This is a genomic window from Saccharopolyspora gloriosae (assembly GCF_014203325.1).
GTDB lineage: Bacteria > Actinomycetota > Actinomycetes > Mycobacteriales > Pseudonocardiaceae > Saccharopolyspora_C > Saccharopolyspora_C gloriosae.
On the sequence record NZ_JACHIV010000001.1, the window covers coordinates 44,855 to 70,248 of the forward strand.

At 71.9% G+C, this 25,394-nt stretch carries 25 protein-coding genes; 15 read left to right on the top strand and 10 right to left on the bottom strand.

Translation table 11 applies throughout. The features are described from left to right. Positions 1-36: 36 nt before the first annotated feature. On the bottom strand, positions 37-237 hold the full coding sequence (locus BJ969_RS00235; protein WP_184476039.1) for a hypothetical protein: 201 nt from the start codon (positions 235-237) through the stop codon (positions 37-39). A 185-nt stretch (positions 238-422) separates the two neighbouring features. Beyond that, positions 423-644 (bottom strand): BldC family transcriptional regulator, encoded by a 222-nt coding sequence (locus tag BJ969_RS00240; RefSeq protein WP_184476042.1) that lies wholly within the window; start codon positions 642-644, stop codon positions 423-425. Positions 645-819: 175 nt separating this feature from the next. On the opposite strand from BJ969_RS00240, the gene BJ969_RS29900 reads away from it, so the two are divergent. Genes BJ969_RS29900 through BJ969_RS00255 form a run of 3 tightly spaced genes read left to right on the top strand, consistent with a single transcriptional unit; the run spans position 820 to position 2,865 of the window. Next, a complete protein-coding gene (locus BJ969_RS29900) occupies positions 820-1,128 on the top strand; it encodes a DUF4229 domain-containing protein (RefSeq protein WP_343071154.1) in 309 nt (102 codons plus the stop codon). Beyond that, complete coding sequence (gene cds1, locus BJ969_RS00250; protein ID WP_184476048.1) at positions 1,115-2,239, top strand: L-cysteine desulfhydrase Cds1; 1,125 nt, start codon at positions 1,115-1,117, stop codon at positions 2,237-2,239. Before BJ969_RS29900 ends, cds1 begins: the two co-directional genes overlap by 14 nt. A 50-nt stretch (positions 2,240-2,289) precedes the next feature. Further along, entirely contained in the window at positions 2,290-2,865 is a 576-nt protein-coding gene (locus tag BJ969_RS00255) for a DUF3558 family protein (RefSeq protein ID WP_184476051.1), read from the top strand. Positions 2,866-3,300: 435 nt separating this feature from the next. Here the strand turns inward: BJ969_RS00255 and BJ969_RS00260 are convergent, their stop codons facing one another. From BJ969_RS00260 to BJ969_RS00270, 3 genes are all read right to left on the bottom strand, one after another. Beyond that, positions 3,301-4,173: a 1,4-dihydroxy-2-naphthoate polyprenyltransferase gene (locus tag BJ969_RS00260; protein ID WP_184476054.1), complete on the bottom strand. Its 873-nt coding sequence runs from the start codon at positions 4,171-4,173 to the stop codon at positions 3,301-3,303. Positions 4,174-4,201: 28 nt separating this feature from the next. After that, positions 4,202-5,386 carry an o-succinylbenzoate--CoA ligase gene (gene menE, locus BJ969_RS00265; protein ID WP_184484556.1) on the bottom strand — a complete coding sequence of 395 codons (1,185 nt, stop codon included), beginning with the start codon at positions 5,384-5,386 and terminating at the stop codon, positions 4,202-4,204. A gap of 234 nt (positions 5,387-5,620) precedes the next feature. Beyond that, on the bottom strand, positions 5,621-6,544 hold the full coding sequence (locus BJ969_RS00270; protein ID WP_184476057.1) for a 1,4-dihydroxy-2-naphthoyl-CoA synthase: 924 nt from the start codon (positions 6,542-6,544) through the stop codon (positions 5,621-5,623). Between the two features lie 168 nt (positions 6,545-6,712). Here BJ969_RS00270 and menD point away from each other — a divergent pair, with 168 nt between their 5' ends. Further along, on the top strand, positions 6,713-8,389 hold the full coding sequence (menD, locus tag BJ969_RS00275; RefSeq protein ID WP_184476059.1) for a 2-succinyl-5-enolpyruvyl-6-hydroxy-3-cyclohexene-1-carboxylic-acid synthase: 1,677 nt from the start codon (positions 6,713-6,715) through the stop codon (positions 8,387-8,389). 536 nt (positions 8,390-8,925) lie between these two features. Next, the gene (locus BJ969_RS00280; RefSeq protein WP_184476062.1) at positions 8,926-10,425 is read left to right on the top strand and encodes a M1 family aminopeptidase; all 1,500 of its coding nucleotides are present in this window, start codon (positions 8,926-8,928) and stop codon (positions 10,423-10,425) included. Between the two features lie 54 nt (positions 10,426-10,479). Here the strand turns inward: BJ969_RS00280 and BJ969_RS00285 are convergent, their stop codons facing one another. Further along, the gene (locus tag BJ969_RS00285; RefSeq protein WP_343071155.1) at positions 10,480-11,790 is read right to left on the bottom strand and encodes an isochorismate synthase; all 1,311 of its coding nucleotides are present in this window, start codon (positions 11,788-11,790) and stop codon (positions 10,480-10,482) included. A gap of 34 nt (positions 11,791-11,824) precedes the next feature. Between BJ969_RS00285 and BJ969_RS00290 the strand changes: the two genes are divergently transcribed. The 3 genes from BJ969_RS00290 (at position 11,825) to BJ969_RS00300 (ending at position 14,302) form a co-directional block, all read left to right on the top strand. Then, positions 11,825-12,331 carry a DUF3592 domain-containing protein gene (locus BJ969_RS00290; protein ID WP_246456641.1) on the top strand — a complete coding sequence of 169 codons (507 nt, stop codon included), beginning with the start codon at positions 11,825-11,827 and terminating at the stop codon, positions 12,329-12,331. Between the two features lie 185 nt (positions 12,332-12,516). Beyond that, complete coding sequence (gene paaC / locus BJ969_RS00295; RefSeq protein WP_246456642.1) at positions 12,517-13,497, top strand: 1,2-phenylacetyl-CoA epoxidase subunit PaaC; 981 nt, start codon at positions 12,517-12,519, stop codon at positions 13,495-13,497. Positions 13,498-13,675: 178 nt separating this feature from the next. Continuing rightward, positions 13,676-14,302, top strand: coding sequence for a hypothetical protein (locus tag BJ969_RS00300; protein WP_343071676.1), 627 nt, complete (start codon positions 13,676-13,678; stop codon positions 14,300-14,302). A gap of 285 nt (positions 14,303-14,587) precedes the next feature. On the opposite strand, the gene BJ969_RS00305 is transcribed toward BJ969_RS00300, so the two are convergent. Then, on the bottom strand, positions 14,588-15,454 hold the full coding sequence (locus BJ969_RS00305; RefSeq protein ID WP_184476069.1) for an inositol monophosphatase family protein: 867 nt from the start codon (positions 15,452-15,454) through the stop codon (positions 14,588-14,590). 216 nt (positions 15,455-15,670) lie between these two features. Between BJ969_RS00305 and BJ969_RS00310 the strand changes: the two genes are divergently transcribed. Further along, positions 15,671-16,786 (top strand): glycosyltransferase family 4 protein, encoded by a 1,116-nt coding sequence (locus tag BJ969_RS00310; protein WP_343071677.1) that lies wholly within the window; start codon positions 15,671-15,673, stop codon positions 16,784-16,786. A gap of 26 nt (positions 16,787-16,812) precedes the next feature. Beyond that, positions 16,813-17,502, top strand: a complete 690-nt coding sequence (locus BJ969_RS00315) for a demethylmenaquinone methyltransferase (RefSeq protein ID WP_184476075.1) — start codon at positions 16,813-16,815, stop codon at positions 17,500-17,502. A 305-nt stretch (positions 17,503-17,807) separates the two neighbouring features. Here BJ969_RS00315 and BJ969_RS00320 read toward each other — a convergent pair whose 3' ends face one another. Genes BJ969_RS00320 through BJ969_RS00330 form a run of 3 tightly spaced genes read right to left on the bottom strand, consistent with a single transcriptional unit; the run spans position 17,808 to position 20,684 of the window. Then, positions 17,808-18,107, bottom strand: a complete 300-nt coding sequence (locus BJ969_RS00320) for an AtuA-related protein (protein ID WP_184476078.1) — start codon at positions 18,105-18,107, stop codon at positions 17,808-17,810. Beyond that, positions 18,094-19,416, bottom strand: coding sequence for an acyclic terpene utilization AtuA family protein (locus BJ969_RS00325; RefSeq protein ID WP_184476081.1), 1,323 nt, complete (start codon positions 19,414-19,416; stop codon positions 18,094-18,096). The genes BJ969_RS00320 and BJ969_RS00325 overlap by 14 nt, the downstream gene beginning before the upstream one ends. After that, positions 19,413-20,684 carry a CitMHS family transporter gene (locus BJ969_RS00330; protein ID WP_184476084.1) on the bottom strand — a complete coding sequence of 424 codons (1,272 nt, stop codon included), beginning with the start codon at positions 20,682-20,684 and terminating at the stop codon, positions 19,413-19,415. The genes BJ969_RS00325 and BJ969_RS00330 overlap by 4 nt, the downstream gene beginning before the upstream one ends. A 95-nt stretch (positions 20,685-20,779) precedes the next feature. Between BJ969_RS00330 and BJ969_RS00335 the strand changes: the two genes are divergently transcribed. From BJ969_RS00335 to BJ969_RS00355, 5 genes are all read left to right on the top strand, one after another. Then, positions 20,780-21,712 (top strand): LysR family transcriptional regulator, encoded by a 933-nt coding sequence (locus tag BJ969_RS00335; RefSeq protein ID WP_221315663.1) that lies wholly within the window; start codon positions 20,780-20,782, stop codon positions 21,710-21,712. Positions 21,713-21,984: 272 nt separating this feature from the next. After that, entirely contained in the window at positions 21,985-23,283 is a 1,299-nt protein-coding gene (locus BJ969_RS00340) for a geranylgeranyl reductase family protein (RefSeq protein ID WP_184476090.1), read from the top strand. Positions 23,284-23,439: 156 nt separating this feature from the next. Beyond that, on the top strand, positions 23,440-23,829 hold the full coding sequence (locus BJ969_RS00345) for an NADH-quinone oxidoreductase subunit A (protein ID WP_184476093.1): 390 nt from the start codon (positions 23,440-23,442) through the stop codon (positions 23,827-23,829). A gap of 68 nt (positions 23,830-23,897) precedes the next feature. After that, positions 23,898-24,578: a NuoB/complex I 20 kDa subunit family protein gene (locus BJ969_RS00350; protein ID WP_184476096.1), complete on the top strand. Its 681-nt coding sequence runs from the start codon at positions 23,898-23,900 to the stop codon at positions 24,576-24,578. Between the two features lie 5 nt (positions 24,579-24,583). After that, positions 24,584-25,360 (top strand): NADH-quinone oxidoreductase subunit C, encoded by a 777-nt coding sequence (locus tag BJ969_RS00355; RefSeq protein WP_184476099.1) that lies wholly within the window; start codon positions 24,584-24,586, stop codon positions 25,358-25,360. Positions 25,361-25,394: the final 34 nt, after the last annotated feature.

Here is a 25,394-nt window from a genome sequence, read left to right on the forward strand (position 1 = left end):
TGAAACTCCGGCGCGCCCGTTCGCGGGCGCGGGAAGTCAGTCCTGGTCGCGGTCGTTCTTGTTGCGCTGTTGCTCGTCGAGACGACGCAGGAACTCCGGGTCGTCATCCGGCGCCAGCGGCGCTGCGCGACGCGGCGTGCTCGCACCCTCGTTCGCGGTGTCGCGCACGGGGCCGAACGCGCGCCACATCAGAGCGGCCACGGTGAGCGCGCCGATCGCTGCCAGGACGTAGATCATCAGGACACCTCCACTGCTCACCCCCGAGGTTAGCCGGAGAACGGCGGGTGGTGGGGTGCGCCGATCAGGGAACATCCGACGGTGCGGCGGAATTCGTCGGCGGCGCGGCGATGGGCCGTGCCCGGCCCGCCTCGGGCGGTGCTAGCCGCGGAGGCGGACCGGGCGCGTGCCGATCGTCGAGCGACTCAGGCGGAGCGGACGTCGTTGGTGAGTTCGGCCAACAGCGTGCGCACTTCCGATTCGCGGAACCGGCGGTGGCCGCCGGGAGTGCGAATGGAACCGATCCGGCCTGCCGTCGCCCATCTCGTCACCGTCTTCGGGTCGACCCGGAACAACGAGGCGACCTCACCGGGGGTGAGCAGCTGTTCCTGACCGTTCTGGCGAGACTGGGGAGTCGTCGCGGTCACAGGGGACCTCCACAATGCGGACGGTTTTTCGGGCATTCCGGTCGCATCCTGGCACCTCGATGGTCAGGTACTCGAACATTCGAGTCCAGGTAAAGGGAAGGTAAGGGACGAAAGCGGCGCTTCGGGCGAGATGGGGGAGAACTTCCCGATCTGCCCGTGCTCTACCCTGGCTGACGTGCAGGAACAGCGAACCGCATCGGTAACGGAGTCGGCCCCGCCGACCAACTTGGCGCGGGACATCGCGCTGTACACCGTGGTCAGGCTGGCCATGCTGCTCGCGGTCGTGGCCGTGCTGGCGCTCTGCGGGGTGCCGCTGCTGGTCGCCGCCGCGGTGTCCGTGGTGGTCGTCATGCCGCTGTCCATGGTGGTCTTCGGCGGGCTGCGCCGCCGCGTCGCCACCGGCATGGTGCACCGCGCCCGGCGTCGCGAACAACTGCGCGCCGAACTCCGCGGCGAGCGAGGGCAGTCCGATGACCAGGACTGATCCCCGCGGCTCCGGCGCGGTGACCGACCGCTCCTGCGACCGCACCCGCTCCTGGGCGGGCGAAGCGGTCCGCGTGATCGAAGCCGACGCGAACCGCAGCGCCGACACGCACCTGCTGCGGTTCCCGCTGCCGTCGGCCTGGGGCATCGACCTCTACCTCAAGGACGAGTCAACTCATCCGACCGGTTCGCTCAAGCACCGGCTGGCCCGATCGCTGTTCCTCTACGCCCTCTGCAACGGGTGGGTGACGGAGAACACTCCGGTGATCGAGGCGTCGTCGGGCTCCACCGCGGTCTCCGAGGCGCATTTCGCGCAGCTGCTGGGACTTCCGTTCATCGCGGTCATGCCGCGCTCCACCAGCCCCGAGAAGGTGGCGTTGATCGAGCGCCACGGCGGCACCTGCCACTACGTGGACCAGCCCGGCGCGATCTACGACGAGTCCCGCAGGCTCGCCGCCGAACTCGGCGGGCACTTCATGGACCAGTTCACCCACGCCGAACGCGCCACGGACTGGCGCGGCAACAACAACATCGCCGAATCGATCTTCGACCAGCTGGCGCTGGAACGGCACCCGATCCCGGAGTGGATCGTCACCGGAGCGGGCACCGGCGGCACCAGCGCGACGCTCGGCCGCTACATCCGCTACCGCAGGCACGACACCCGGCTCGCCGTGGTCGACCCGGAGCACTCCGTGTTCTACGACGCGTGGTGCCACGGAGATCCCGGCCGGACCGGCGAGCGCGGATCGCTCATCGAGGGCATCGGCAGGCCGCGGGTCGAACCGTCCTTCATCGGCCAGGCCATCGACCGCATGATCAAGGTCCCGGACGCCGCCTCCATCGCCACCATCCGCTGGGCCGAGGACGTGCTGGGCCGCCGCGTCGGCGGCTCCACCGGCACCAACCTGTGGGGAGTGTTCGGCCTCGTCGCGGAGATGGTGCGCGACGGCAGGACCGGCAGCATCGTCACGCTGCTCTGCGACGGCGGTGAGCGCTACGCCGAGACCTACTACGACGACCAGTGGGTGGCGGGTCACGGCTTCGACCTCAGCGGCCCGCTCGGCACCCTCGCCGAGTTCCACCGCAGCGGGACCTGGCCGCTCTCCGGGTGAGCGGCGAGCGGCACGTAGTCTGCGATCAAGCCACTAGTCCGAGGAGGGGCATGCGCCGGCCGACGAACTCAGCCGCGGTGCTGGTACCCACGGCCGCGCTCGCCGTCGTGCTCGCCGCCTGCACCTCGGGCGGGACGCCGCCCGCGCCGAGCAGCGCACCGGCCACGAGCGGCAGCGACCAGACCGAACCGGAATCGGTGACGCCGTCGATCACCCGCGAAGTGCCGCCGCAGCAACGCCGGAGCCTCGCGGGCGCCTCCGCGCCGCAGCTGTGCGGGCTGATCACCGTGGACGAACTCGCGCAGTTCGGCTACACCGTGCGGCCCGGAGTCCCGCGCGAGATCGGATTCGAACCTCCGGTGCGCGGCTGCCAGTTCCAAGCCGACAGCGGCGTGCGCTCGATCCTGATCGCCTCCCAGCCCGAGGGCTACGCGGATCTCGGGGAGGACGAGGTGCGCCTCGGCGAGCTGCCCGGCACGGAAACGTTGCGCGCCAACGACTGCACCGTGTTCGCCGCCGCGGGAGACGCGACCCTCCAGGTCACGGCGAAGGCCGCCGAAGCCGATTCCGACGAGTGCGAAGCAGCCCAGGGAATAACCCAGTACGTCCTCGCCGCCGTGCGGTGATGGTTTCCCGGTCGTTTTGCTTTGGTGGTCGGGTGGCGGAACCTCAGTGAGCCTCTCGCTGCGGGATCTTTTTCCCAAGTGGCTCCGCCACGAGGGAAAAAGCTGTCCTCGCGAGAGGCTCACTGAGAACCCGCGGGTGGTCGGCTTTTTGACGTGGGCTATTCGCTTCGCGAATACAGGCACGGCTTCGCCGCAAGGCAGGCTTGCTTCGCAGCCCAAGGCACGGCTTCGCCGCCATGCACGGCCTTTCGGCCGCTAAGCAGGCTTGCTTCGCAGCCCAGAGCACGGCTTCGCCGCTAGGCACGGCCTTTCGGCCGCAGAGCAGGCTTCGCTTCGCGGCCCAAGGCACGGCTTCGCCGCGAAGTGAGGCAGGTGGGCTTCGCCGCGCGGTGCGGGTTCGCTTCGCTGCGCCGGGTGGGGGTGGGTGCTCGTCGGTCAGCCGAATGCGAGGGCCAGGGCGGTGGCGAGGGCCCAGACGAGCATGGCCAAGCCCGTGTCGCGGAGGGCGGGGATGAGCTTGCGCCCGGTGCCGCCCCTGGTCACGGCCAGCACCGAATTGATCAGCAGGGGCAGGGCCAGGAAGCCCAGCAGCGCCCAGGAGTTGCGCAGGCCGATCAGCACGGTGATCAGGAACGGGATCAGCGCCAGCGTCACGTACAGGGTGCGGGTGTCGCGGTCGCCCAGCAGGACCGCCAAGGTGCGCTTGCCGGTGACCCGGTCCGTCGGGATGTCGCGCAGGTTGTTCGCCACCAGCACGGCGCTGGAGAACGAGCCGATGGCCACCGCGCCACCGACGCCGAAACCGCTGATCGTGCCCGCCTGCACGAACATCGTGCCGAGCACCGCGATCAAGCCGAAGAACACGAACACGGCGATCTCGCCGAGCCCCGCGTAGCCGTACGGCCGCTTGCCGCCGGTGTAGTACCAGGCTCCCGCGATGCACAGCGCGCCGAGCAGCAGCATCCACCACTGCCCGCTCAGCACGACCACGCCGATGCCCGCGAGCGCGCCCAGGCCGAAGCAGCCGAACGCCGCGTTGCGCACCGCCACCGGGTCGGCCGCACCCGAACCGACCAGCCGGAACGGGCCGACCCGATCGGCGTCGGTGCCCCGGATGCCGTCCGAGTAGTCGTTCGCGAAGTTCACCCCGGTGATCAGCAGCAGCGACACCGCCAGCGCGAGCAGCGCGATCGGCACGCTCCACTGGTCCACCCCGGTCGCCGCCCCGGTGCCGACCAGGACCGGCGCGATCGCGTTCGGCCACGTCCGCAGGCGTGCGCCCTCAATCCACTGCTTCACGGTCGCCATGTGAATCATCTTCGCGCATCACTCCTCGTCACCGGGTGAGAGTCGCGCGCAACGAGCGCCGGTCCGGCTTGCCGGGGCCGCGCAACGGCAGCTCGGCCACGAACTCGATGCGCTTCGGCGTGCTCGCCGCACCCGCGCGGTCCCGCACCGACGTGCGCAGTTCCGCCACCGGCGGTGGCGCCGACGGGTCGGCGGGCACGACGACCGCGACCACGGCCTGGCCCCACTCCGGATCGTCGATGCCCAGCACGCACGCCTCGCGGACGCCGGGGTGCTCGGTGAGGACGCGCTCCACCAGGACGGGGGCGACGTTCACGCCGCCCGTGATGATCACGTCGTCGGCCCGGCCGAGGATCTCCAACCTGCCGCCGTCGACGCGGCCCAGGTCGCCGGTGTGGAACCAGCCGTCGCGGAACGCGCTCGCCGCCTCCTGAGCCCGGTACCCGCGGGCCAGGGTGGGCCCGGCCAGTGCCACCGGCCCGGAACCGTCCTCGGCCGCCTCGACGTGCAGGCGCACGCCGTCCAGCGGGACGCCGTCGTAGACGCAGCCGCCCGCGGTCTCGCTCATGCCGTAGGTCGTCACCACCCGCACCCCGGCCGCCGCGGCCTGCTCGCGCAGCACGGGCGGGGTGGCGGCGCCGCCGAGCAGGACGGCGTCGAACTCCCGCAGCGCGGCCACGCCCGCGGCGTCGTCCAGCAGCCTGCGCAGCTGGGTCGGCACCAGCGCCGTGTAGTGCCTGCCCGGCGCGGCGAGGCTCCGGCGGGCGGCCGTGGCGAACCGGTCCGGGCGGAAGCCCGCCGCGGCGTCCACCGCTTCCAGCGGCGTGCCCGCGAGCAGCGCCCGCACCAGCACCTGGATCCCGGCGACGTGGTGCGCGGGCATCGCCAGCAGCCAGTGCCCCGGACCGCCGAGGCGCCGGTGGGTGGCCTCGGCCGAGGCGCGCAGCGCGGCGGCGGGCAGCAGCACGCCCTTGGGCGTCCCCGTCGAGCCGGAGGTGGCGATGACCAGGGCGGTCGGGTTCGACGGATCGTCCTCGCCGGGTCGCAGCGGGACGTCCGCGCCCATCGCTTCGACGATCGCGGCGTCGCCGTCCGGGGCGACCGGGAGCAGCGCCGGGCCGTCGCCGTCGAGCGCGCGGCGCAGCGCGGGCAGCACCGTCGTCGCCTGGGGGCCCGCCGGGACGGGCAGCGGCCGGAGTTCGCGGGCTGGCATGCCCGCCATCTTGCGCCCACCGCCGGTGCGGCCGGTGCGGCGGTGGGCGGTCACCGTGCGCTCGATCACCGGCCTTCGATCACCAGTTCGGATGATATCGCTCAACTGTTCGACTCGGCCGGTCGATGGTCATGTCAGAGCGACCTGCGAGCGAAGGCGGTGCGGACGATGAACTCCTGCGGTCACCCGATCACCGGGCGGACGGCCCTGCCGGGCACTCCCGTGCGGAACCGGTCAGTAGTACCAGGGGAACGGCGTCCAGTCGGGCTCCCGGCGCTGGAGGAACGCGTCCCGGCCCTCGACCGCCTCGTCGGTCATGTACGCCAGCCGCGTCGTCTCCCCGGCGAACAGCTGCTGTCCGACCAGGCCGTCGTCGATCGCGTTGAACGAGTACTTCAGCATGCGCTGCGCCGTCGGCGACTTGCCGTTGATCTCCCGTGCCCACTGCAGGGCGGTCGCCTCCAGTTCGGCGTGCGGCACGACCTCGTTGACCATCCCCATCCGGTGCGCCTGCTCGGCGTCGTAGGGGCGGCCGAGGGCGAAGATCTCGCGGGCGAACTTCTGCCCGACCTGCCGGGCCAGGTAGGCGCTGCCGAAACCGCCGTCGAAGCTCCCGACGTCGGCGTCGGTCTGCTTGAAGCGGGCGTGCTCGGCGCTGGCGAGGGTGAGATCGCACACGACGTGCAGGCTGTGCCCGCCCCCCGCGGCCCAGCCGGGGACCACCGCGATGACCAGCTTCGGCATGAACCGGATCAGCCGCTGCACCTCCAGGATGTGCAGCCGCCCGGCCCGCGCCGGATCGACGGTGTCGGCGGTCTCGCCCGCGGCGTACTGGTAACCGGACCGGCCGCGGATTCGCTGATCACCGCCGGAGCAGAACGCCCAGCCCGCGTCCTTGGGCGACGGCCCGTTCCCGGTCAGCAGCACGGCCCCGACGTCGCTGCACATCCGCGCGTGGTCGAGCGCGCGGAACAGCTCGTCCACGGTGTGCGGCCGGAAGGCGTTGCGGACCTCGGGCCGGTCGAACGCGATGCGCACGGTGCCGCGGCCGGGACCGTCCTCGACGCAGCGGTGATAGGTGATGTCGGTGAAGTCGAACCCGCTGACGGGTTCCCACACGGCCGGGTCGAACAGCTCAGAGACACGCGAGTTCAGCACGCCTGGGACAATAGGTCCCGTCTCGGCGTGCTGAACACCAGGAGGGCGCCGGCCAGTGTGAGCGGTGGCACGTCGCTCGGCCGGGATGACACCGGGTCGAAGCGGCCCGGCGGCCCCGGCGACACTGGGAGCGGTCAGGCAGCGTGCGAGGGAGTCCGGGGTGATGGGTTGAATCCGTCCACGGCACAGGCCGAGGTCATCGTCGATGAGCTGATCCGCAACCGGGTTCGGCACGTCGTGCTCTCTCCGGGTTCGCGCAACGCGCCGCTCTCGTTCGCCCTGCACCGGGCGTCGCAGGAGGGCCGGGTCCGGCTGCACGTCCGCATCGACGAGCGCAGCGCCGGGTTCCTGGCCTTGGGGCTGGCGGCGCGCAGCGGATGGCCGGTGGTGGTGGCGGGCACGTCGGGCACCGCCGCGGCGAACCTGCACCCCGCGGTCAGCGAAGCGACCCAGGCGGGGATTCCGCTGATCGTGCTCACCGCGGACCGCCCGCCGGAGCTGCGCGCGGCCGGGGCCAACCAGACGATCGACCAGCACCGCATGTTCGGTCCGCAGGTCCGGATGTTCGACGAGCTGGGCGTCGCCGAGAACCGCCCCGGGCAGCAGGCCTACTGGCGCAGCCAGGTCTGCCGCGCCCGGCAGGCGGCGCTGGGCACGGCGCGATCCGGCCCGGTGCACCTGAATCTGCCGTTCCGGGAGCCGCTGGTGCCGACCGGCGATCTCGAGTGGTGCGAGCCCTTGGACGGCCGCGCCGACGGCGGGCCGTGGACCGAAGCCGCCGTCGACGGCGGCGGCCCCAGCAGCCTGCGCGGGCCGACGGCGCGGCGCGGGCTGGTGCTCGCCGCGGACGGGAGCGCCGACGCGGCCGGAGCCTGGGGCGAACGGCACGGCTGGCCGGTGCTGTCGGAGACCGGCGGCGTCGGGCTCCCCGGCGGCGCGGCGATCAGCACCGGGATGTGGCTGCTGAACCAGCCCGAGTTCGTCCGCGAACACCGCCCGGAACAGGTGCTGTGCGTGGGCAGGCCGACGGTGTTCCGCCAGGTGCAGTCGCTGCTCACCGATGCCGGGGTGGAGGTGCTGCTGGCGCACGGCGGCGACGCGGACTGGCCGTCGCCCGGCCACGCGGTGCGGGAGGTCGCGCACACCTTCGAGGCCGGGCCGACCCGCTCGGCCGACCCGGAATGGCTCACCGCCTGGCAGCAGGCGGACCAGAAGGTCGCCGCCGCGCTGCACGCCGCGCTCGACCTGGAGCGCTGGCCGAACGGGCCGGTGCTCGCCAGGGACCTGGTCGACGAGCTGCCAGCCCGCTCGCTGCTGGTGCTGGGCTCGTCGAACCCGAGCCGGGACGTGGCGCTGGCGGCACGGCACCGCCCGGACGTCGCGGTGCACCGCAACCGAGGCGTGGCCGGGATCGACGGGACCGTCTCGACGGCGATCGGGGCCGCGCTGGCGCACGACGGGCCGACGTACGCGCTGCTCGGAGACCTCACGTTCCTGCACGACGGGAACGGGTTGCTGCTCGGGCCGCAGGAGCAGCGCCCCGACCTGACGATCGTGGTGCTCAACGACGACGGCGGCGGCATCTTCTCGCTGCTGGAACAGGGCGGCCCCGAACACCGCGGCTCGTTCGAGCGGGTCTTCGGCACCCCGCACGGCACCGACCTCGCCCAGCTGTGCGCGGCGCACGGCGTGGAGCACGTGCGGGTGCGGCAGCGCTCGGACTTCCCGGCCGCCCTGCACGGGCCACCGGGGCTGCGCGTCGTGGAGATCCAGGCCGACAGGTCGCAGACCCGCAGCCTCCACGCCCGCCTCCAGTCCGCAGTCAGCTCTGTTTTGATCGGGTGACGCCCTGCTTGTTCTTGGCCTGAGCAGGGCTGGGGTGGCGGAACCTCAGTCGTCTTCTCGCGAGGACGGCTTTTTCCCTCGTGGCGGAGCCACTCGGGAAAAAGATCCCGCAGCGAGAAGACGGCTGAGAACCCGCGGCGGTGCCGGTTGCTCTGCTGGTCGCTGCTCAGCGGCTTCGCCGCTGACAGGACCGAGATCAAAGCCCCGGCGCTCGCGGAGCGGTCGGGTAGCGCGGGTTCTCACAACGTGGGAGCTCGTGGGGGTGTTGTGAAGGTGTGTGTCGCTGTCGGCGTGAGCTGGTGAGCGGGTGGCGGGCTGTTGGGGTCCGGCTGTGGTGGCGCTGGCTCTGATCTGGGGAAATGCGTTCTCTGGTGGGGTGTTCACTGCCTTTTCGGGGGGCTTGTTCCGGTGGTGTTCGGTGTGCGTTGCCGAAGTTGGGCCGGGTCTGGCAAAAAACCTGCACTTCCGGGTTCTCGCGCTGCCCAGATCATCTTCGTACGCTGCAGGAAAAGACCTGATCTTCGGGAGGTGCCCTGGTGTTCAAGCGAACCGGTCTTCGGGTGACGGCGGCCGCGTGCTGCGCCGCGGCGTTCCTGGCGACCCCCGCCTCCGCGGGGACCGGCGGTCCGGGGGCTCCGGGGGCGGGTGATCCCTACTTCCCCGAATACGGCAACGGCGGCTACGACGTGTCGCACTACGACGTGCGGCTGCGCTACGAACCGCGGGACGACCGGCTCGCCGGCACCACGACGATCGTGGCGAAGCCGACCCAGAACCTCACCGCGTTCAACCTCGACTTCGCGCTGCCGGTGAAGTCGATCCGGGTCAACGGCAACCCCTCGGCCTTCCAGCAGCAGGGCACCGAACTCACCGTCACGCCGCCCGCCGAACTGCCCGCGGGTGCCGAGGCCACGTTCGTCGTCGACTACGACGGCGTGCCCTCCAGCGTCGAGGTCGACGGGCTCAACCCGTGGATCCGCACCTCCGACGGCGCGCTGGCCATCGGCGAGCCGGAGATCTCCGCGTGGTGGTTCCCCGGCAACGACCACCCCAGGGACAAGGCCACCTTCGACATCGCCGTCGACGTGCCCGACGGCACCGAGGTGCTGTCCAACGGCGTGAACACCGACACCTCCACGCTGGCCGGTCGCACCACGTGGAAGTGGCGCACCACCAAGCCGACCGCCACGTACCTGGCCTTCCTGGGCATCGGCCAGTACGCGATCAACACGAAGACCGGCGCCTTCGGGCAGCCTTTCGTCACCGCCTACGCCGACGGCCTCGGCGAGGTCGAGGGCGCGGCCAAGGCCAGCGTCGAGCGGACCCCGGAGGTGCTGGACTTCCTCGCCGGGCTGTTCGGCGAGTACCCGTTCGAGGCGCAGGGCGGCGTGGTCCCGGCGGAAGGCCTGAACTTCGCGCTGGAGAACCAGACCAGGCCCACCTACAGCCCGAAGTTCTTCCAGGACGGGGCCAACACGTCCGTCGTCGTGCACGAGAACGCCCACCAGTGGTTCGGCGACTCGGTGTCGGTGGACACCTGGCGCGACATCTGGCTCAACGAGGGCTTCGCCAGCTACTCGGAATGGCTGTGGTCGGAGCAGCAGGGCACCGGAACGGCGCAAGAACTGTTCGACCACTACTACTCGACCGCACCCGAGGACGCGTTCTGGCAGGTCGCTCCCGGTGAGCCGGGGCCGGACAACATCTTCGGCGACGCCGTGTACGATCGCGGCGCGCTGACCCTGCACGCCCTGCGCAACGTCATCGGCGACGAAGCGCTGCTCGACGTGGTGCGCACCTGGGTCGAGGACAAGCGGTACTCCACCGGCACCGTGGAGGACTTCATCGCGCTCACCGAGCAGCGCTCCGGAAAGCAGCTCGACGAGTTCTTCCAGGCGTGGCTGTTCACGCCGGGCAAGCCCGCCGCCACCCCGGAGAACGGGGTCCCGGCATCGGCCACCCGGGCCGGGGTGGCAGTGCCGGAGGCGGTGGCCGAGATCGACGCCACCCACCGGCACGTGCACGACGACCACTGATCAGCCGTCCGGGTGCCGGGGCGGCGCGCCCGTCCCGGCACCCGGACGCAGCTTTCAGCCGAGGCCGTCGAGCGCTTCGCGGACCGGCAGCATCTTCGCCGCCGCCTCCGCGACCTCCAGGTCCGGATCGGAACCGGCGACGATGCCGCCCCCGGCGAACAACCGGGCCCGCCCGCCCGCGCCGCCGGGGGAACCGCCGTCCTCGATCTGCGCGCAGCGCAACGCGATCCCCAGCTCCCCGTTGCCCGCGTCGTCCACCCAGCCGACGGGGCCGCTGTAGCGACCGCGGTCCATGCCTTCCAAGCGTCCGATCAGCGAGACCGCCGCGGGAGTGGGCGTCCCGCCGACCGCGGCGCTCGGGTGCACCGCGGCAGCCAGCCGCAGCAACGCCGCCACGCCGTTGCTCGCCGCGTGCTCGTGCAGTTCACCGGTGATGTGCGACGCCAGGTGCAACACGTTGCGCAGCCGCAGCACCTCCGGCCGTTCCGGCACCGCCAGCTCACCGCAGAACGGCCGGAGCTCGGCGGCCAGCGACTCGGTGGCGAAGGCGTGCTCCGACAGGTCCTTCGCCGACCCGAGCAGGGTGGAGGCGAGTTCGTCGGCGCTGACACCGGGTCGCGGCCACGTCGTCCCGGCCAGCACCCGCGACCGGATGCGCCGCCCCGTGCGCTCCAGCAGCAGCTCCGGCGTCGCCCCCACCAGGCCGTCCACCGCGAAGCTCCAGCAACCGGGATAGCGCGCCGCGAGATTGCCCAGCAGGTAGCGGGCGTCCAGCGGTTCGGCCGTGGTCGCCAGCAGGTCGTGCGCCAGCACCACCTTCCGCACCGCCTCGCCGTCCGAGCCGATCGCGTGACCGGAACCCCCCGGGCCCAAGATCCGCACCGCCTCGGCCACCGACCGCCGGTACCGCTCGGGGGACACGGCGCCCGCGTCGTAGCGGACCGCGCCGGGCTCGCCCACCGGCAGCCGAGGAGCCGTCGACGGCTGACCCACGGTCGTGATCCAGCGGACGCCGTCGCGGGACCCCACCACGACCTCCGGCACGACGACCACGGAATCGCCCGGCCGATCGGCGAACGCGAAGCTGGTGAACGCCACCGGGCCGGTGCCCGGCAACCGCACCTCGTCGTGCACCTCCACGCGTTCGCACCAGGAGTGCCACCAGGCGTCGGCCGCCGCGAACCGCTCCGGCCCCGAAGTGTCCAGCCGAGCCGCGCACCCCCAGCCGACCAGACCCTCCCCGCCGCGGACCCAGCTGACCGGGGACCGGTCGGGCAGCAGCTCCAGCAGCGCCGCGGTGCGCCGCGGGTCGTCCTCGGGGATCGCGACGGTGCGGACGGTCAGCGGACTCGGGGATGTCGCCACGCGTAGAGCCTAGGTGCGGCTGCCCGAGGAGGTCATGACCCGGCTCCTACAATCGGCGATCGTGGCGAGCGACGAGGTGCCCCCGGAGGCGACCGACACCGACGACGGCGGGCACCGGTGGACGGCGCGGCGCGTCCGACGAGCCTGCGCCCGCGGTGTCCTGGTCCTCGGCGTGCTGCTGACCGTGCTCGGCCTGTCCGTGGTCGTGGCCTGCGCCATCGACGACCGCACCATCGCCGAATCCCAGGGCGACGGGGTGGCCGAAGTGCTGGACACCTCGCTGACCCGCACCGTCGTCCGGTTCAGCACCCCCGAAGGCCGGGTGCACATCCCGCAGGACGGCGTGCTCTACCCCGGTGGCCTGCAACAAGGCCAGTTCGTGCGCGTCGAGTACGACACCCGCAACCCCGACCTGGTCCGCGTCGCGGGCCGCGGCATGGTGCTGTCCCTGCTGCCGGTGGCCGGCTGGCTCGCCGGGCTCTGGGTCGTCGTCGGCGGAGCGCACTGGCTGTTGCGCCGTCCCGCGCCGGTCGAACGCTGAACAACCGGGAATTCCGTCCCTTCCGCGCCGCCCGGCACGGCGGCCACAGTGGGCTCAGGTGACCCCGCGGTAGCGGGTGAACCGGGTGGGGCCGACGGCCGCACCAGCGAGTGTCAAGTGGTCTCGCGACCAGCGGTCCAGCCCGCACCACCGGGTGCGACCCCCGCGAGGTGGGTGAGCGCGTCATGGACACGATGAACTTCGGAACGGACGACCGGTGGTCCGGCCGGGTCGCCGCCGCCGGAAACCCGGACAGGTGGCCGGCATCGGACGGTGCGACGGCCGCCGACCCCGGCGGGCAGGACACGCCCGCGCCGGAGACGAAGCGACCCGAGTGGGTCCTGGGAGTCCCGGCAGCCCCTGCGGAGAACCGGGCCGTGCCGGACGGGGCGGCCCCCGCGGACCTCGCGCGGTACTGCCTGATGCTGGGCGACGACGCGCTGCTGCTGGCGCACCGCCTGTCCGCGTGGGGCGTGCGGGGCCCCGACCTGGAAGAGGGCGCCGCGCTCGCGGCGATCACCGTGGACCTGCTCGACCAGGCCCGGCCGCTGCTGGCCCGCGCCGCCGAACTCGAAGGCGCTGGCCGCGACGCCGACGGGCTCGCCTACCACCGCGACAGCAGCCGGTTCCGCAACGTCCGGCTCGCCGAGATCGACTGCGGTCCGGGCCCCGGCGGCGACTTCGCCCTGACCGTCGCCCGGTTGCTGCTGTTCGCCTCGTGGCGCCACGCCGTGTTCGAGCGGCTCGCCGGCACCCGCGACCCGGTCCTGTCGGCCATCGCCATGCGGACCTGGCGGGTGCTGCTGCGCCACCGCGAGCACGCCGCGCAGTGGGTGATCAGGCTCGGCGACGGCGGACCTGAGTCGCGCACCCGGATGCTCGACGCGCTGCAACGGCTGTGGCCGCTGACCGGTGAGCTGTTCGCGGTGCACCCGGTGGAGCGCAGGCTGGCCGCGGCGAACTGCGCGGTGGCCCCCGACGTGGTGCGCGCCGACGTGGCCGCGGTGCTGGACGAAACGCTGTCGGTGGCCCGGCTCGACCTGCCCGACCTCACCGAAGTGCCCTGGACGGGCACCGGGGGGCGCTACGGCGCGCACACCGAGTCGATGCCGTTCGTGCTCGCCGACATGCAGCACCTGGTGCGGGCCGATCCGGTCGAACCGTGATGATTCCGTTTCCGCGAATGAGTACTTTCCCGCAGGATCCGCCGCGGCGGTGCGGGCAAAGTGGGTGCGATGCCGGGAAGAACCCGGCGGGTCCGCCGCAGGACCGTCTTGGGGGCGAAGGTGGTACGCGGAAACCGAACGGAAGGCGCAACTGGAGATGGACGGTTTCTGGTTGGCAGTGCTAGTGGGAACGTTCGCGGGTGGCGCCGGCGCGGCGGGCACGCTGCTGGCCTGCCGCCTGCTGCGGAAGCGGTCGGCGCCCCCTGAACCGGTCGTGCCGCCCCGACCGGCAGTGGAGATCCGCGGAGATCACGGGCTCGGTGAACCGGGCCGGGTCGACACCTTGCTCCGCGACCTGCACCGGTGCGAGCAGGCGGTGGCGCGGGCCAGGTGCGCCGTCGAATCGGTGTCGTCGGCCCGAGCGCGCGAAGCCCTGCTGATGGTGGTCCGCCGGATGGACGCCGAGCTCCCCAGCGTGGAGGCCCTCGTGGAAGTGGGGCGCGGCCTCGGTGCCGGAGCCCCGCGGGGCCTGCCGGACGCGGAACGCGGCGACGTCGTGCTGCGCAGGGTGCACGTCCAGATCGCCGACGTCGCCGAGCGCTTCGGCATGATCACCGATCACGTGCTGGACATCGTCGTCGACCTCGTCGCCGCACCGGACCTGCACCGGATGCACCACGAGGTCGCCGTGCTGCGCGACCAGTTCCCGCTGCTGCGGCCCATGTCAGCGGTGTTCGGCCCCGGCGAGCGGGCAACGGGAGGCGCCGCGCACGACCTCTCGGCTCCCGCGATGTCCGCTTTTTGATGTCTTGTTCTTGGCGTGAGCAGGGGTCGGGTGGCGGAACCTCAGTCGTCTTCTCGCTGCGGGATCTTTTTCCCGAGTGGCTCCGCCACGAGGGAAAAAGCTGTCCTCGCGAGAAGACGACTGAGAACCCGCGGGTGGTCTTCTTGCTCAGGCTGGTCACTGCTCAGCGGCTTCGCCGCTGACAGGACAACTGCCAGGAACGCCGCTCACGTGCGAAGGCAAGATCAAAGAAAGGCAGTTCTCGCCACCCGCCGCACCAAACATCGAACGGTCGCGGGAATCCGGTCAGCGGGCGGCTTGTTGCCACCATTCGAGTACGTCACCGGCGACCGCCGGGCCCGCCACCAGCAGGCCGCCCATCGGCAGGGTCGCCGGTTCGCCGCGGCGGTCGAGCACGGCGGCGCCGGATTCGACGGCGAGCGCCAACGCGCCCGCGACGTCCCACTCCTCGTAGGAGTCCAGCACCGCCGCCGTCGCGTGGCCCAGCGCGACCTGCGCGATCGCCAACGCCGGGGAACCCAGCAGCCGCACGCCCACCTGGGCTTTCGTCGCGTTGCTGATGAACCGGTCCATCCCCGGCCACGTCCCGCCGCGGGTGAGTTCGGTGCACACGATGCCGGCGCGGGTCTCCTGCTGATCGGCGAGCCGCACCGGGGTGCCGTTGGCGCGCATGCCCCGGCCGCGCGCCGCCGCGTAGATCTGCGACCGGTACGGGTCGGCCACCACGCCCACCACCGGCCCGTGCTCGTCGAGCATCGCGAGGCTGTAGGCGCACCACGGCATCCCGGCCACGTAGTTCGCGGTCCCGTCCACCGGGTCCACCGACCAGCGGTACCGGGCCGAACCGGAGCGGGCGGTGAGCTGGTCGGCGACCGACGTGGACCATTCCGGGTCCGAGTCGAACTCTTCGCCGAACACCGGGACGCCGGGGAATTCGTCGCCCAGCACGCGGCGCGTGTGCCGTTCCAATGTGCGGCCCGTGTCCGTGACCCAGTCGAACGGCGACTCCGACGCCGCGGGCCTCGCCCCCCGCCCCGCCGTCGCGGTGATCACGTCGGCGGCGTCGTTCGCGAGCCGCCCCGCCACTTCCAGCGCACGGGAGATCAGTCCGGGCTCGATGTCGTGGGAAGGCTGCGAAGGCAAGACCGTCATGCCGCTCCAGTGTCGTGACCCCCGGTGTATGCGAAGCCACACCGAGGTGGACGCGGAAAGAGGACCTGCCGACCTTTGCCCTCGCCGATCCGCGCCGCGAGCGGGACGGGGCGGGGCAGTTGGCCGGTATTTACGTTCGTGTTCCGAGCGGTGTCACGCGGGGGACGTCTGGGCGCCGAGGTCGGGCGGGACCGTGTCGTCGTGCGCATCGCCATCGTGTCGGAGAGTTTCCTACCGCAGGTAAACGGGGTCACGAACTCCGTGCTGCGGGTGATCGAGCACGTGCGTCGCCGGGGTGATGAGGCTCTGGTGATCGCTCCGGGTGCCGGGCCGGAGGAGTACGAGGGCACTCCGGTGATCCGGTTGCCCGCGGTGGACCTCCCGGTGGTGTCGTCGCTGCCGATCGGGTTCCCGACCCGGCGGTTGCTGCAGGGGCTGCAGGACTTCGGGCCGGACGTCGTGCACTTGGCTTCGCCGTTCGTGGTGGGCGCTCGGGGGCTCGCGGCGGCGCGGAAGCTGGGCGTGCCGACGGTCGCCGTGTACCAGACCGACGTCGCCGGGTTCGCCGAGTCGTACGGGCTGGGCCTGACGGCGCGCGCCGCGTGGCGCTGGACGCGGCGGCTGCACTGCGGGGCGGACCGCACGCTCGCGCCGTCGACCTGGGCGGCGGAGGCGTTGCGGCAGCACGGCGTGCCCCGGGTGCACCGGTGGGGCCGCGGCGTGGACACGGCCCGGTTCCACCCGGCGAAGCGCGACGAGTCGTTGCGCGCCGAGCTCGCTCCCGGCGGGGAGCTGCTGGTCGGCTACGTCGGCAGGCTCGCCCCGGAGAAGCACATCGAGCGGCTCGCCGCGCTCAACGACGTGCCGGGGGTGCGGGTCGTGGTCGTCGGCGACGGGCCGCAGCGGGAGGCGCTGGCCGCGGAGCTGCCCGGAGCCGCTTTCCTGGGGCTGCGCACGGGTGACGAGCTGGCGCGGATCTACGCGAGCCTCGACGTGTTCGTGCACACCGGCCCGTACGAGACGTTCTGCCAGTCGGTGCAGGAGGCGATGGCCGCCGGGATCCCCGCGATCGCGCCGGACGCGGGCGGCCCCCGCGACCTCGTGCTGCCGGGGCGGACCGGCTACCTGCTGCCGCCGCACGACGAGGCCGCGTACGCCGAGCGGTTGCGCGCGGCCGTCGGCGCGCTGCGCGATCCGGCGTTGCGGGCGCGCTTCGGCGCCGCCGCGCGGGAGTCCGTCGCGCAGCGCACCTGGCCCGCGTTGTGCGAGCAGCTGATCGGCCACTACGGGGAGGTCATCGGGCGGCCCCGGGCCGACCGGTTGGCCGCGTGAGCGCGCGCTGCACGTAGGCTGCACGGGTGTCTCGTGCCGGTTTGGACAAGGATCCGCAAGCGGTCGCCGCGATGTTCGACGGCGTCGCGAAGCGCTACGACCTGACGAACACGGTGATGTCGTTCGGCCAGGACCGGCGGTGGCGGCAGATCACCCGGCAGGCGCTCGACCCGAAGCCGACGGAGCGGGTCCTGGACCTGGCCGCGGGCAGCGGGGTGTCGACCGCGGAGCTCGCGCGTTCCGGCGCGTGGTGCGTGGCCGCGGACTTCTCGCTCGGGATGTTGTCGGTGGGGCGGGACCGCGGGCTGCCGATGGTGGCCGCCGACGCGCTGCACCTGCCGTTCGCGGACGCCTCGTTCGACGCGGCGACGATCTCGTTCGGCCTGCGCAACGTGGTGGACACCGTGGCGGGGCTGCGGGAGATGGCGCGTGTCGTGCGCCCCGGCGGCCGGCTCGTGGTGTGCGAGTTCTCCACGCCCACCTGGGAACCGTTCCGCACGGTCTACATGAACTACGTGATGCGGGCGCTCCCGCCCATCGCGCGCGCCGTGTCGTCCAACCCCGACGCGTACGTCTACCTGGCAGAGTCCATCCGGTCCTGGCCGGACCAGCAGGCGCTGTCGACGAAGATCGCCGAAGCGGGCTGGTCCAAGGTCGCCTGGCGAGACCTCATGGGCGGAGCCGTAGCAGTCCACCGAGCCTTCAAACCCGAATAAGGCCACCCCGGCAAACCCGAGGCGGACGGGCAACCCCACACCAACCTCGCGGCCAAAGCCCGTGCCTTTGCGGCGAAGCCGTGCTCTGGGCGGCGAAGCCACGCCTGCCTTGCGGCCGAAGGCCGTGCCTGTATGTGCGAAGCACATAGCCCACGTCCAAAAGGTGACAACCCGCGGGTTCTCAGCTTCCTTCTCGCGAGGACAGCTTTTTCCCTCGTGGCGGAGCCACTTGGGAAAAAGATCCCGCAGCGAGAAGGAAGCTGAGGTTCCGCCACCCGACCCCAAAGCAAAACGACCGGCTCGACTCACACCACAAGAGCGAGCAATCGACTGCTGAGGGTTTTGCCGTGGGTGTCGAGTGCGAGCGAGGTCGTGACGCCGCCGTCGAGGGCCTGGTGGCAGACGAACTGCAGCGCGCACAGCAGCGGTAGTTCGTAGCGCAGGACTTCCCCGCGCACCCGCTCGGCCAGGTGGGCCCGCACCCGGTCCGCGGTGATCTCGCGGCGCAGCAGTTCGTAGTCGGCGTCGTCGTGCGGGAACAGCGACAGCGTCGAGATGTCGCCCTTGTCCCCGGCGCGGCAGTGCGCGATCTCATGCAGCAGCATCGTCGGCCTCCAGCAGCGTCACCTGCGGGTGCACCAGCTCGCGGGGGAGCGAGGTGGACACGATCCCGATCACGTCTTGCACCGTGGTGCGCACTCCGCCGCCGCCGGCCGGGCCGTTGGTGTAGAGCGATTCGACTTCGTGGCACACCAGGTCGGCCTGGTCGGCGTCGGGGGCGAGCGCGGCGACCCGCAGCCTGCATTCCGCTTCGGCGGAGGGGGTGTCGCCGAGCCGGCCCAGGACTTCGGCGCGCACCCGCAGTCCGGTGCCGCCGAGCCGTTCGGTGACGACGTCGGCGGCGAGCCGGGCGCGGCGGGCCGCGTTGGGGCCGGCGTAGGTGATTTCGGCTTCCGCCCGGTGTCCGGCGCGGTAGCCGACGCTGACCTTGAGCTCGCCGGGCCGGGTCCGGCCGCGGGCGCCCGCGATCCGCACCTGGTCCGGCCCGGTCTCGGTGGCGTGGACCGAGCGGAAGTCCAGCACCACGTCGGGGGTGCGGTAGCCGGTGGGGTCGGTGACTTCGTAGAGCAGTTGTTCCCGCACGGTCGCCCGGTTCACCGCGCCACCGGTGCCGTCGAGCTTGCCGAGCACCGCGGCACCGTCGCCTGCGACGTCGGCGTACGGGAATCCCAGGTCGGCGAGTCCGGGCACGTCTTTGACGCCGGGGTCGGCGAAGTAGCCGCCGGTGACCTGTCCGGCGCATTCCAGCAGGTGTCCGACGAGGGTGCCCGCCGCCGCCTGCTCGGGGTCGGCGAGGTCCCAGCCGAGGCGGTGCGCGAGCGGCGCCAGGAACAGCGACGGGTCGGCGACCCTGCCGGTGAGCACGACCGGGGCGCCGGTCGCCAGCGCGGGCAGCAGCGCGTCGGCGCCCAGGTAGGCGTTGGCGGACACCACTTCGCCGTGCTCGCCGAGCGCGATGCCGTCTTCCCACGCGGGCGCCGCGAGGTCGAGTTCGGCGAGCACGTCGTCCCCGGTCACCACCGCCACCCGGCCGGGCAGCCGGTGTTCGCGCAGCAGCGCGCGGGTGACCTCCCCGGCGGCGAGGGGGTTCGCCGCGCCCATGTTCGTCAGCACCCGCACGCCCCGGCGGGCCGCCACCGGCAGCAGCCGTTCGAACCGGGCGCGCAGCCGCGGGTCGTAGCCGAGGTCGGGGTCGGCGAGCCTGCGGCGTTGGCCGAGCGCGATGGTGCGTTCCGCCAGGCATTCCAGCACCAGGTCGTCGAGTCCGGCGTGCTCGGCGAGCGCCACGGCGGGTTCGATCCGGTCGCCCGCGAATCCGGCGCCGCTGCCGATCCGCGTCGTCGCGGCGTTCACAGCGCACCCGTGAGGACGGCGACGACGGTCATCACGAGCGTCGTGCCGAACGCCCACTTGAACAGGAACCGCTGGTGTTCGCCGAGGTCGACTTCGGTGAGGCCGAGCAGCACGAACGTGGCCGCCGTCAGCGGGCTCAGCGGGAAACCGGTGGTCATCTGCCCGAGCACCGCGGCCCGCCCGGCGGCCAGCGGGTCGCCGCCGAGCGCCGCGGTGGTCTCGGCGAGCACCGGCACCACGCCGAAGTAGTAGGCGTCGGGGGTGAACACCAGGCTCAGCGGCATCCCGAGCACCGCCGTGATCACCGGGAGCACGCCGCCCGCGCCGTCGGGCACCACGGAGACGAGGCTTTCCGCCATCGCCCGGATCATGCCGGTGCCGGTGAGGATGCCGGTGAACACGCCCGCCGCGAAGATCATCGTGGTGACGAGCACGACGTTGTGGCCGTGCTTGGTGAACAGCTCCTGCTGCCCGCTCCAGGATCGCCGGTTGATCAGCAGCGCCAGCAGGAACGCCAGCACGAACAGCACTTCCAGTTCCGCGAGCTGGGCCAGCAGCGCCCCCACCAGCACCAGCGTGAGCACCAGGTTCAGCCGGAACCGGATGCGGGCCGGGCGGTCCAGGTCGGGCTGTTCGATCTCCAGCACCTCGCCGACGCCGAGGCGCCTGCGCTCCCTGCGGCCGAGGATCACCGCCACGACCAGCACCCAGGCGATCCCGCCGAGCATGGCGGGCAGGATCGGCAGGAACACCTCGGAGCTGCCCGCGCCGAGGACCGCCATGGTGCGGGCGGCGGGTCCGCCCCACGGGGTCATGTTCATGACGCCGGCGCCGAGCCCGATCACGCCCGCCAGCAGGACCCGGCTCATGCCCAGCCGTGTGTAGATCGGCAGCATCGCGGTGCAGGTGATCAGGAAGGTGGAGGACCCGTCGCCGTCGAGGCCGACCAGCAGCGTCAGCACCGCGGTGCCGACGGTGATCTTGAGCGGGTCGCCCTTCGCCCAGCGCAGGATTCGCGCCACCAGCGGGTCGAACAGCCCGCTGTCGGACATCAGGCTGAAGTACAGCACCGCGAAGGTGATCATGATGGCGACGGGCGTGACGGTGCTCAGCCCGTCGGCGACCAGTTCGCCCAGCCGCGGCGCCGCGCCGGTGAGCAGGGCCGCCACCAGCGGCACCAGGGTCAGCGCGAGCAGCACCGACACCCGGCGGGACAGCACCAGGGCCAGGAACGTCCCGATGGTGAGGAAACCAGTCGCGGCGAGCATCGTTGCGGCACCTCCGGCGTTGAGCTGGAAGTACTGTGTCCGCTCGGCATATGCCGGTCAAGCATCGGATCTTGATAGATTCATGCGCTGTGCGGATGGATCTGACGTTGCAGCAGCTCCGAGCGATCCTCGCGGTGCACGAGGAAGGCGGGTTCACCGCCGCCGCCGAGCGGCTGCACCTCGCGCAGTCCTCGCTGAGCCGGACCGTGCTCGACGTGGAGCGCAAGCTCGGCATCACCCTGTTCGAGCGCACCACCCGGCGGCTCACGACCACCCCGGAAGGCGCCGAGTTCTGCGCCATCGCCCGCCGCGTCACCGACTCCTTCGACGCCGGGATGCGGCACTTCGACGGATTCCTGACCGGGTCCAGCGGCCGGGTGCGGGTGGCGACGCTGCCCTCGCTCGCCGCGATCCTGCTGCCGCCGGTGATCTCCGCGCACCGCGCCGCGCACCCCGGCATCGGGTTGTCGATCGAGGACGCCCTGTCCGGCGAGGTGCTGCGCAAGGTGCGCGCCGGCGACGTCGACCTCGCCGTGACCGTGCTGCTCGACGACACCGGTGATGACCTCGAAGCGCATCCGCTGGCCACCGACCGGTTCTGCTGCGTGTTCCCGCCGGAGCACCGCTTCGCCGATCGCGACTCGCTGCGCTGGGACGACCTGGACGGCGAGCCGTACATCGCGTTCGACGCGGCCAGCAGCATCCGCGCGCACACCGACCGCGCGACCGCCGCCGCGCGGGTGCGCCCGGAGCTGGTGGTCGCGGCGCGCAACATCGCCGCCGTGGCCGGGCTCGTCGCGGCGGGGCTGGGCGTCTCGGTCGTGCCCGGCCTGGTCCTGCCGCTGGTCGGATTCGCGGGCCTGGAGCACCGGCCGCTGTGCGAGCCGGAGGTGCACCGGCGGATCGCCGTGGTCCGCGACCCGGCCCGGCCGCTGACGGCGGCGGCCGCGGACTTCCGCGCGGCCCTGCTCGCCGCGCACCGCACCCCGCTGCCCGCCGAAGCCTCCTGGCAGGCGCGGGCGGAGTGACGGTCCCGGCGGCCCGTGGTCGCCGCCGCGGGGTCGACGATCTGGCGGAGATACGCCTCACCTGCGAGGACGGTCACCCGGGCGGCCCATCTTTCGGGGTCGATCGAGTGCCGCCACCGGCCTAGACTCGGCGGAGATAGTGAACTCGTTCACAAGCGGGTTCACCGAGTCACGGCGGAGCCGGGCCGGTGCGAGCACCGGTGCGGGTATCGGGTGCGTCCGCGTGCCTCCGCCGTGGCGTCACCGCACCTGCACGGCAATCAAGGAGTGTCATGACCAGCGCGACCCCCCGACGCCGACCGAACGACGACGCCGACGTGATCGTCGTCGGTGCCGGGCCGGCCGGCTCGACCGCGGCGACGTACCTGGCCCGCGCGGGCCTCGACGTGCTGCTGCTGGAGAAGAGCGTCTTCCCGCGGGAGAAGGTGTGCGGCGACGGCATCACGCCGCGCGGCGTCAAGCAGCTCATCGACCTCGGAGTGGACACCCGCGAGGACGCCGGCTGGCTGCACAACCGCGGCCTCCGCGTCGTCGGCGGCGGCGTGACGATCGAACTGGACTGGCCCGAGCTCGCCGATTTCCCGCCGTACGGCGTGGTCCGTCCGCGCAACGACTTCGACGACCTGCTGGCCCGCAACGCCGAACGCGCGGGCGCCCGGATGGTCCAGCAGACGACGGTGACCGGAGCCGTCAAGAATGAGCGGACCGGCCGAATCGACGGCGTCACCGCGAAGACCGGGCCGGACAAGCAGCCCGTCACCTACCGGGCCCCGCTGGTGCTCGGGTGCGACGGGGTGTCGGCCCGGCTGGCGCTGTCGATGGGCATCGACAAGCGCGAGGACCGCCCGATGGGCGTGGCGGTGCGCCGCTACTACGAGAGCCCGCGGACCAAGGACGACTTCCTGGAGTCGCACCTGGAGCTGTGGGACCGGTCCACGCCGTCGGAGCCGAAGCTGATGCCGGGCTACGGCTGGCTGTTCGGGATGGGCGACGGAACGGTGAACGCAGGGCTGGGCGTGCTGTCGACGTCGAAGTCCTACGGCAAGGTCGACTACCGCCAGCTGCTGCGCTCCTGGCTCGACGGAACCCCGGAGGAGTGGGGATTCCGCGAGGAGAACGCGACCGGCAAGATCGGCGGCGCGGCGCTGCCGATGGGCTTCAACCGCAAGCCGCACTACCAGGACGGGCTGCTGCTCGTCGGGGACGCCGGCGGCATGGTGAACCCGTTCAACGGCGAGGGCATCGCCTACGCCATGGAATCGGCCCGGTTGGCGGCCGAGTGCGTGGTCCACGCGTACGCGCGGCCGGAGGGCCCTTCGCGGGAACACGCGCTGCACCGGTACCCGTCCGCGGTGTCCGAAGCGATGGGCGGCTACTTCCGGCTCGGCAACATCTTCAGCAAGTTGATTGGCAATCCGACGGTGATGCGGATGGCCACCAAGCACGGGCTGCCGAGGGTCACGTTGATGCGTTTCGTGTTGAAACTGCTGGCAAATCTGTACGACGGCCGCGATGGGGACACGATGGACCGTGTGATCAGCACCACTACTCGTCTCACCCCTAGCGCCTGACAGCCGGAGTCTGGTCAGATGGTCACGTCGGTGTGCGGGAAGTCATAAAGTTAGGTTCGCCTCACTGCGGAGCGGTCACGGCCAACCGCATAGAGTGCTGAATCGACGCCGAAGACGTGACGTTCGTCTCGGCGGGGGCAGAAGGAGGGCGGTGTCATGGGCGACGCGAGCGCTTCGGGCGTGCTCGATCCGTACATCCCGCTGGTGCTGATGTTCGCGCTGGCACTGGGATTCGCGGTGTTCTCGGTGAGCATCGCGCCACTGGTCGGCCCCCGCCGTTACAACAAGGCGAAGCTCGATGCCTACGAGTGCGGGATCGAGCCTTCCCCGCAGCCCGTGATGGGCGGCGGCCGGATGCCGGTCGCGTACTACATCACGGCGATGCTGTTCATCCTCTTCGACATCGAGATGGTCTTCCTCTACCCGTTCGCGGTGTCCGCGGACTCCCTCGGCCTGTTCGGCGTGGCCGAGGTCGTGTTGTTCATCGCCACCGTCGGGTTCGCCTACGCCTACGTGTGGCGGCGCGGAGGTCTCGACTGGAACTAGCGCCCGGGTCCGGCGGACCTGAGCGAGCACTGACCGTTCTCAATGGCGACAGCGGAAGGAGTGCCGAGATGGGCCTCGAAGAGCAGCTGCCCAACGGCATCCTGTTGGCCAACGTGGAAAAGCTCGTCAACTGGACCCGGAAGACCTCGATGTGGCCCGCGACCTTCGGGTTGGCGTGCTGCGCGATCGAGATGATGACGGTCGGCGGTTCCCGCTACGACATCTCCAGGTTCGGCATGGAGCGCTTCTCCGCCACACCGCGGCAGGCCGATCTGATGATCGTCGCCGGCCGGGTGACCAACAAGATGGCCCCGGTGCTGCGGCAGATCTACGACCAGATGCCGGAGCCGCGGTGGGTGCTGGCGATGGGCGTGTGCGCCTCCACCGGCGGGATGTTCAACAACTACGCGGTCGTGCAAGGCGTGGATCACGTGGTGCCGGTGGACATGTACCTGCCGGGCTGTCCGCCCCGGCCGGAGATGCTGCTGGACGCGATCCTCAAGCTGCACGCCAAGGTCATGGACGAGCCGATCAACGCCAAGCGCGCCGCGTTGCGCGCCGAGAGCGGGGCTCGCACCGAACTCATCGCCTCCTCCGAGCGCTACGCGCCGAAGAACCGGTCGCAGCGCAAGCGCGCCGAACGGCAGCAGCTCGCGCAGAGCCAGGAGATGGGCGCGGAAGGCCCGCTCGCGGTCGAGACCGACGCGCAGCGGCAGCAGACGCAGCGGCAACTCGGCGCGGGCAGGTGAGCGGCATGACCGACTCGAAGCAGACCACCCCGGACCCCGGCGAGAAGGGCTCCAGCGCGGAACGCGCCGGCGAGGGCCTGGAACCGGTCCGCTCCGGCGCGGGCGCGGTCGCCGAACCGCGGGAGCCGATCGTCGCCGGTCGTGCCCGGCAGGGCATGTTCGGCGTGCGGGGCAGCGGTGACACCTCCGGCTACGGCGGGCTCCGGTTGCCGCCGCACGTGCCGCAGGCCGCCGAGCGGCCCTACGGCGGGTGGTTCGACGACGTGGCCGACGCGCTGCTGGATTCGTTGCGGGACAAGGGAATCGACTCGGCGATCCAGCAGATCACGGTGGACCGCGGGGAGATCACCTTCTACGTGGACCGCGAGCACCTGGTGCAGACCTGCTCGTCGCTGCGCGACGACCCGGCGCTGCGCTTCGAGCTGTGCAGCTCGGTCTCCGGCGTGGACTACGGGCCGGAGGTGCCGCAGCGGCTGCACTCGGTCTACCACCTGACGTCGATGACGTTCCGGCGCCGCATCCGGCTGGAAGTGGCGGTGGACGCGGAGGACCCGCACCTGCCGTCGGTCGTGTCCGTCTACCCGACGGCCGACTTCCAGGAGCGCGAGGCGTGGGACATGTTCGGCCTGATCTACGACGGGCATCCCGCGCTCACCCGGATCCTGATGCCGGACGACTGGGACGGGCACCCGCAGCGCAAGGACTACCCGCTGGGCGGCATCCCGGTGGAGTACAAGGGCGCCGAGATCCCGCCGCCGGACCAGCGACGAGCTTATTCATGAGGCGCCGGGCATTGCGCAGTCACGGCAGGCAGCA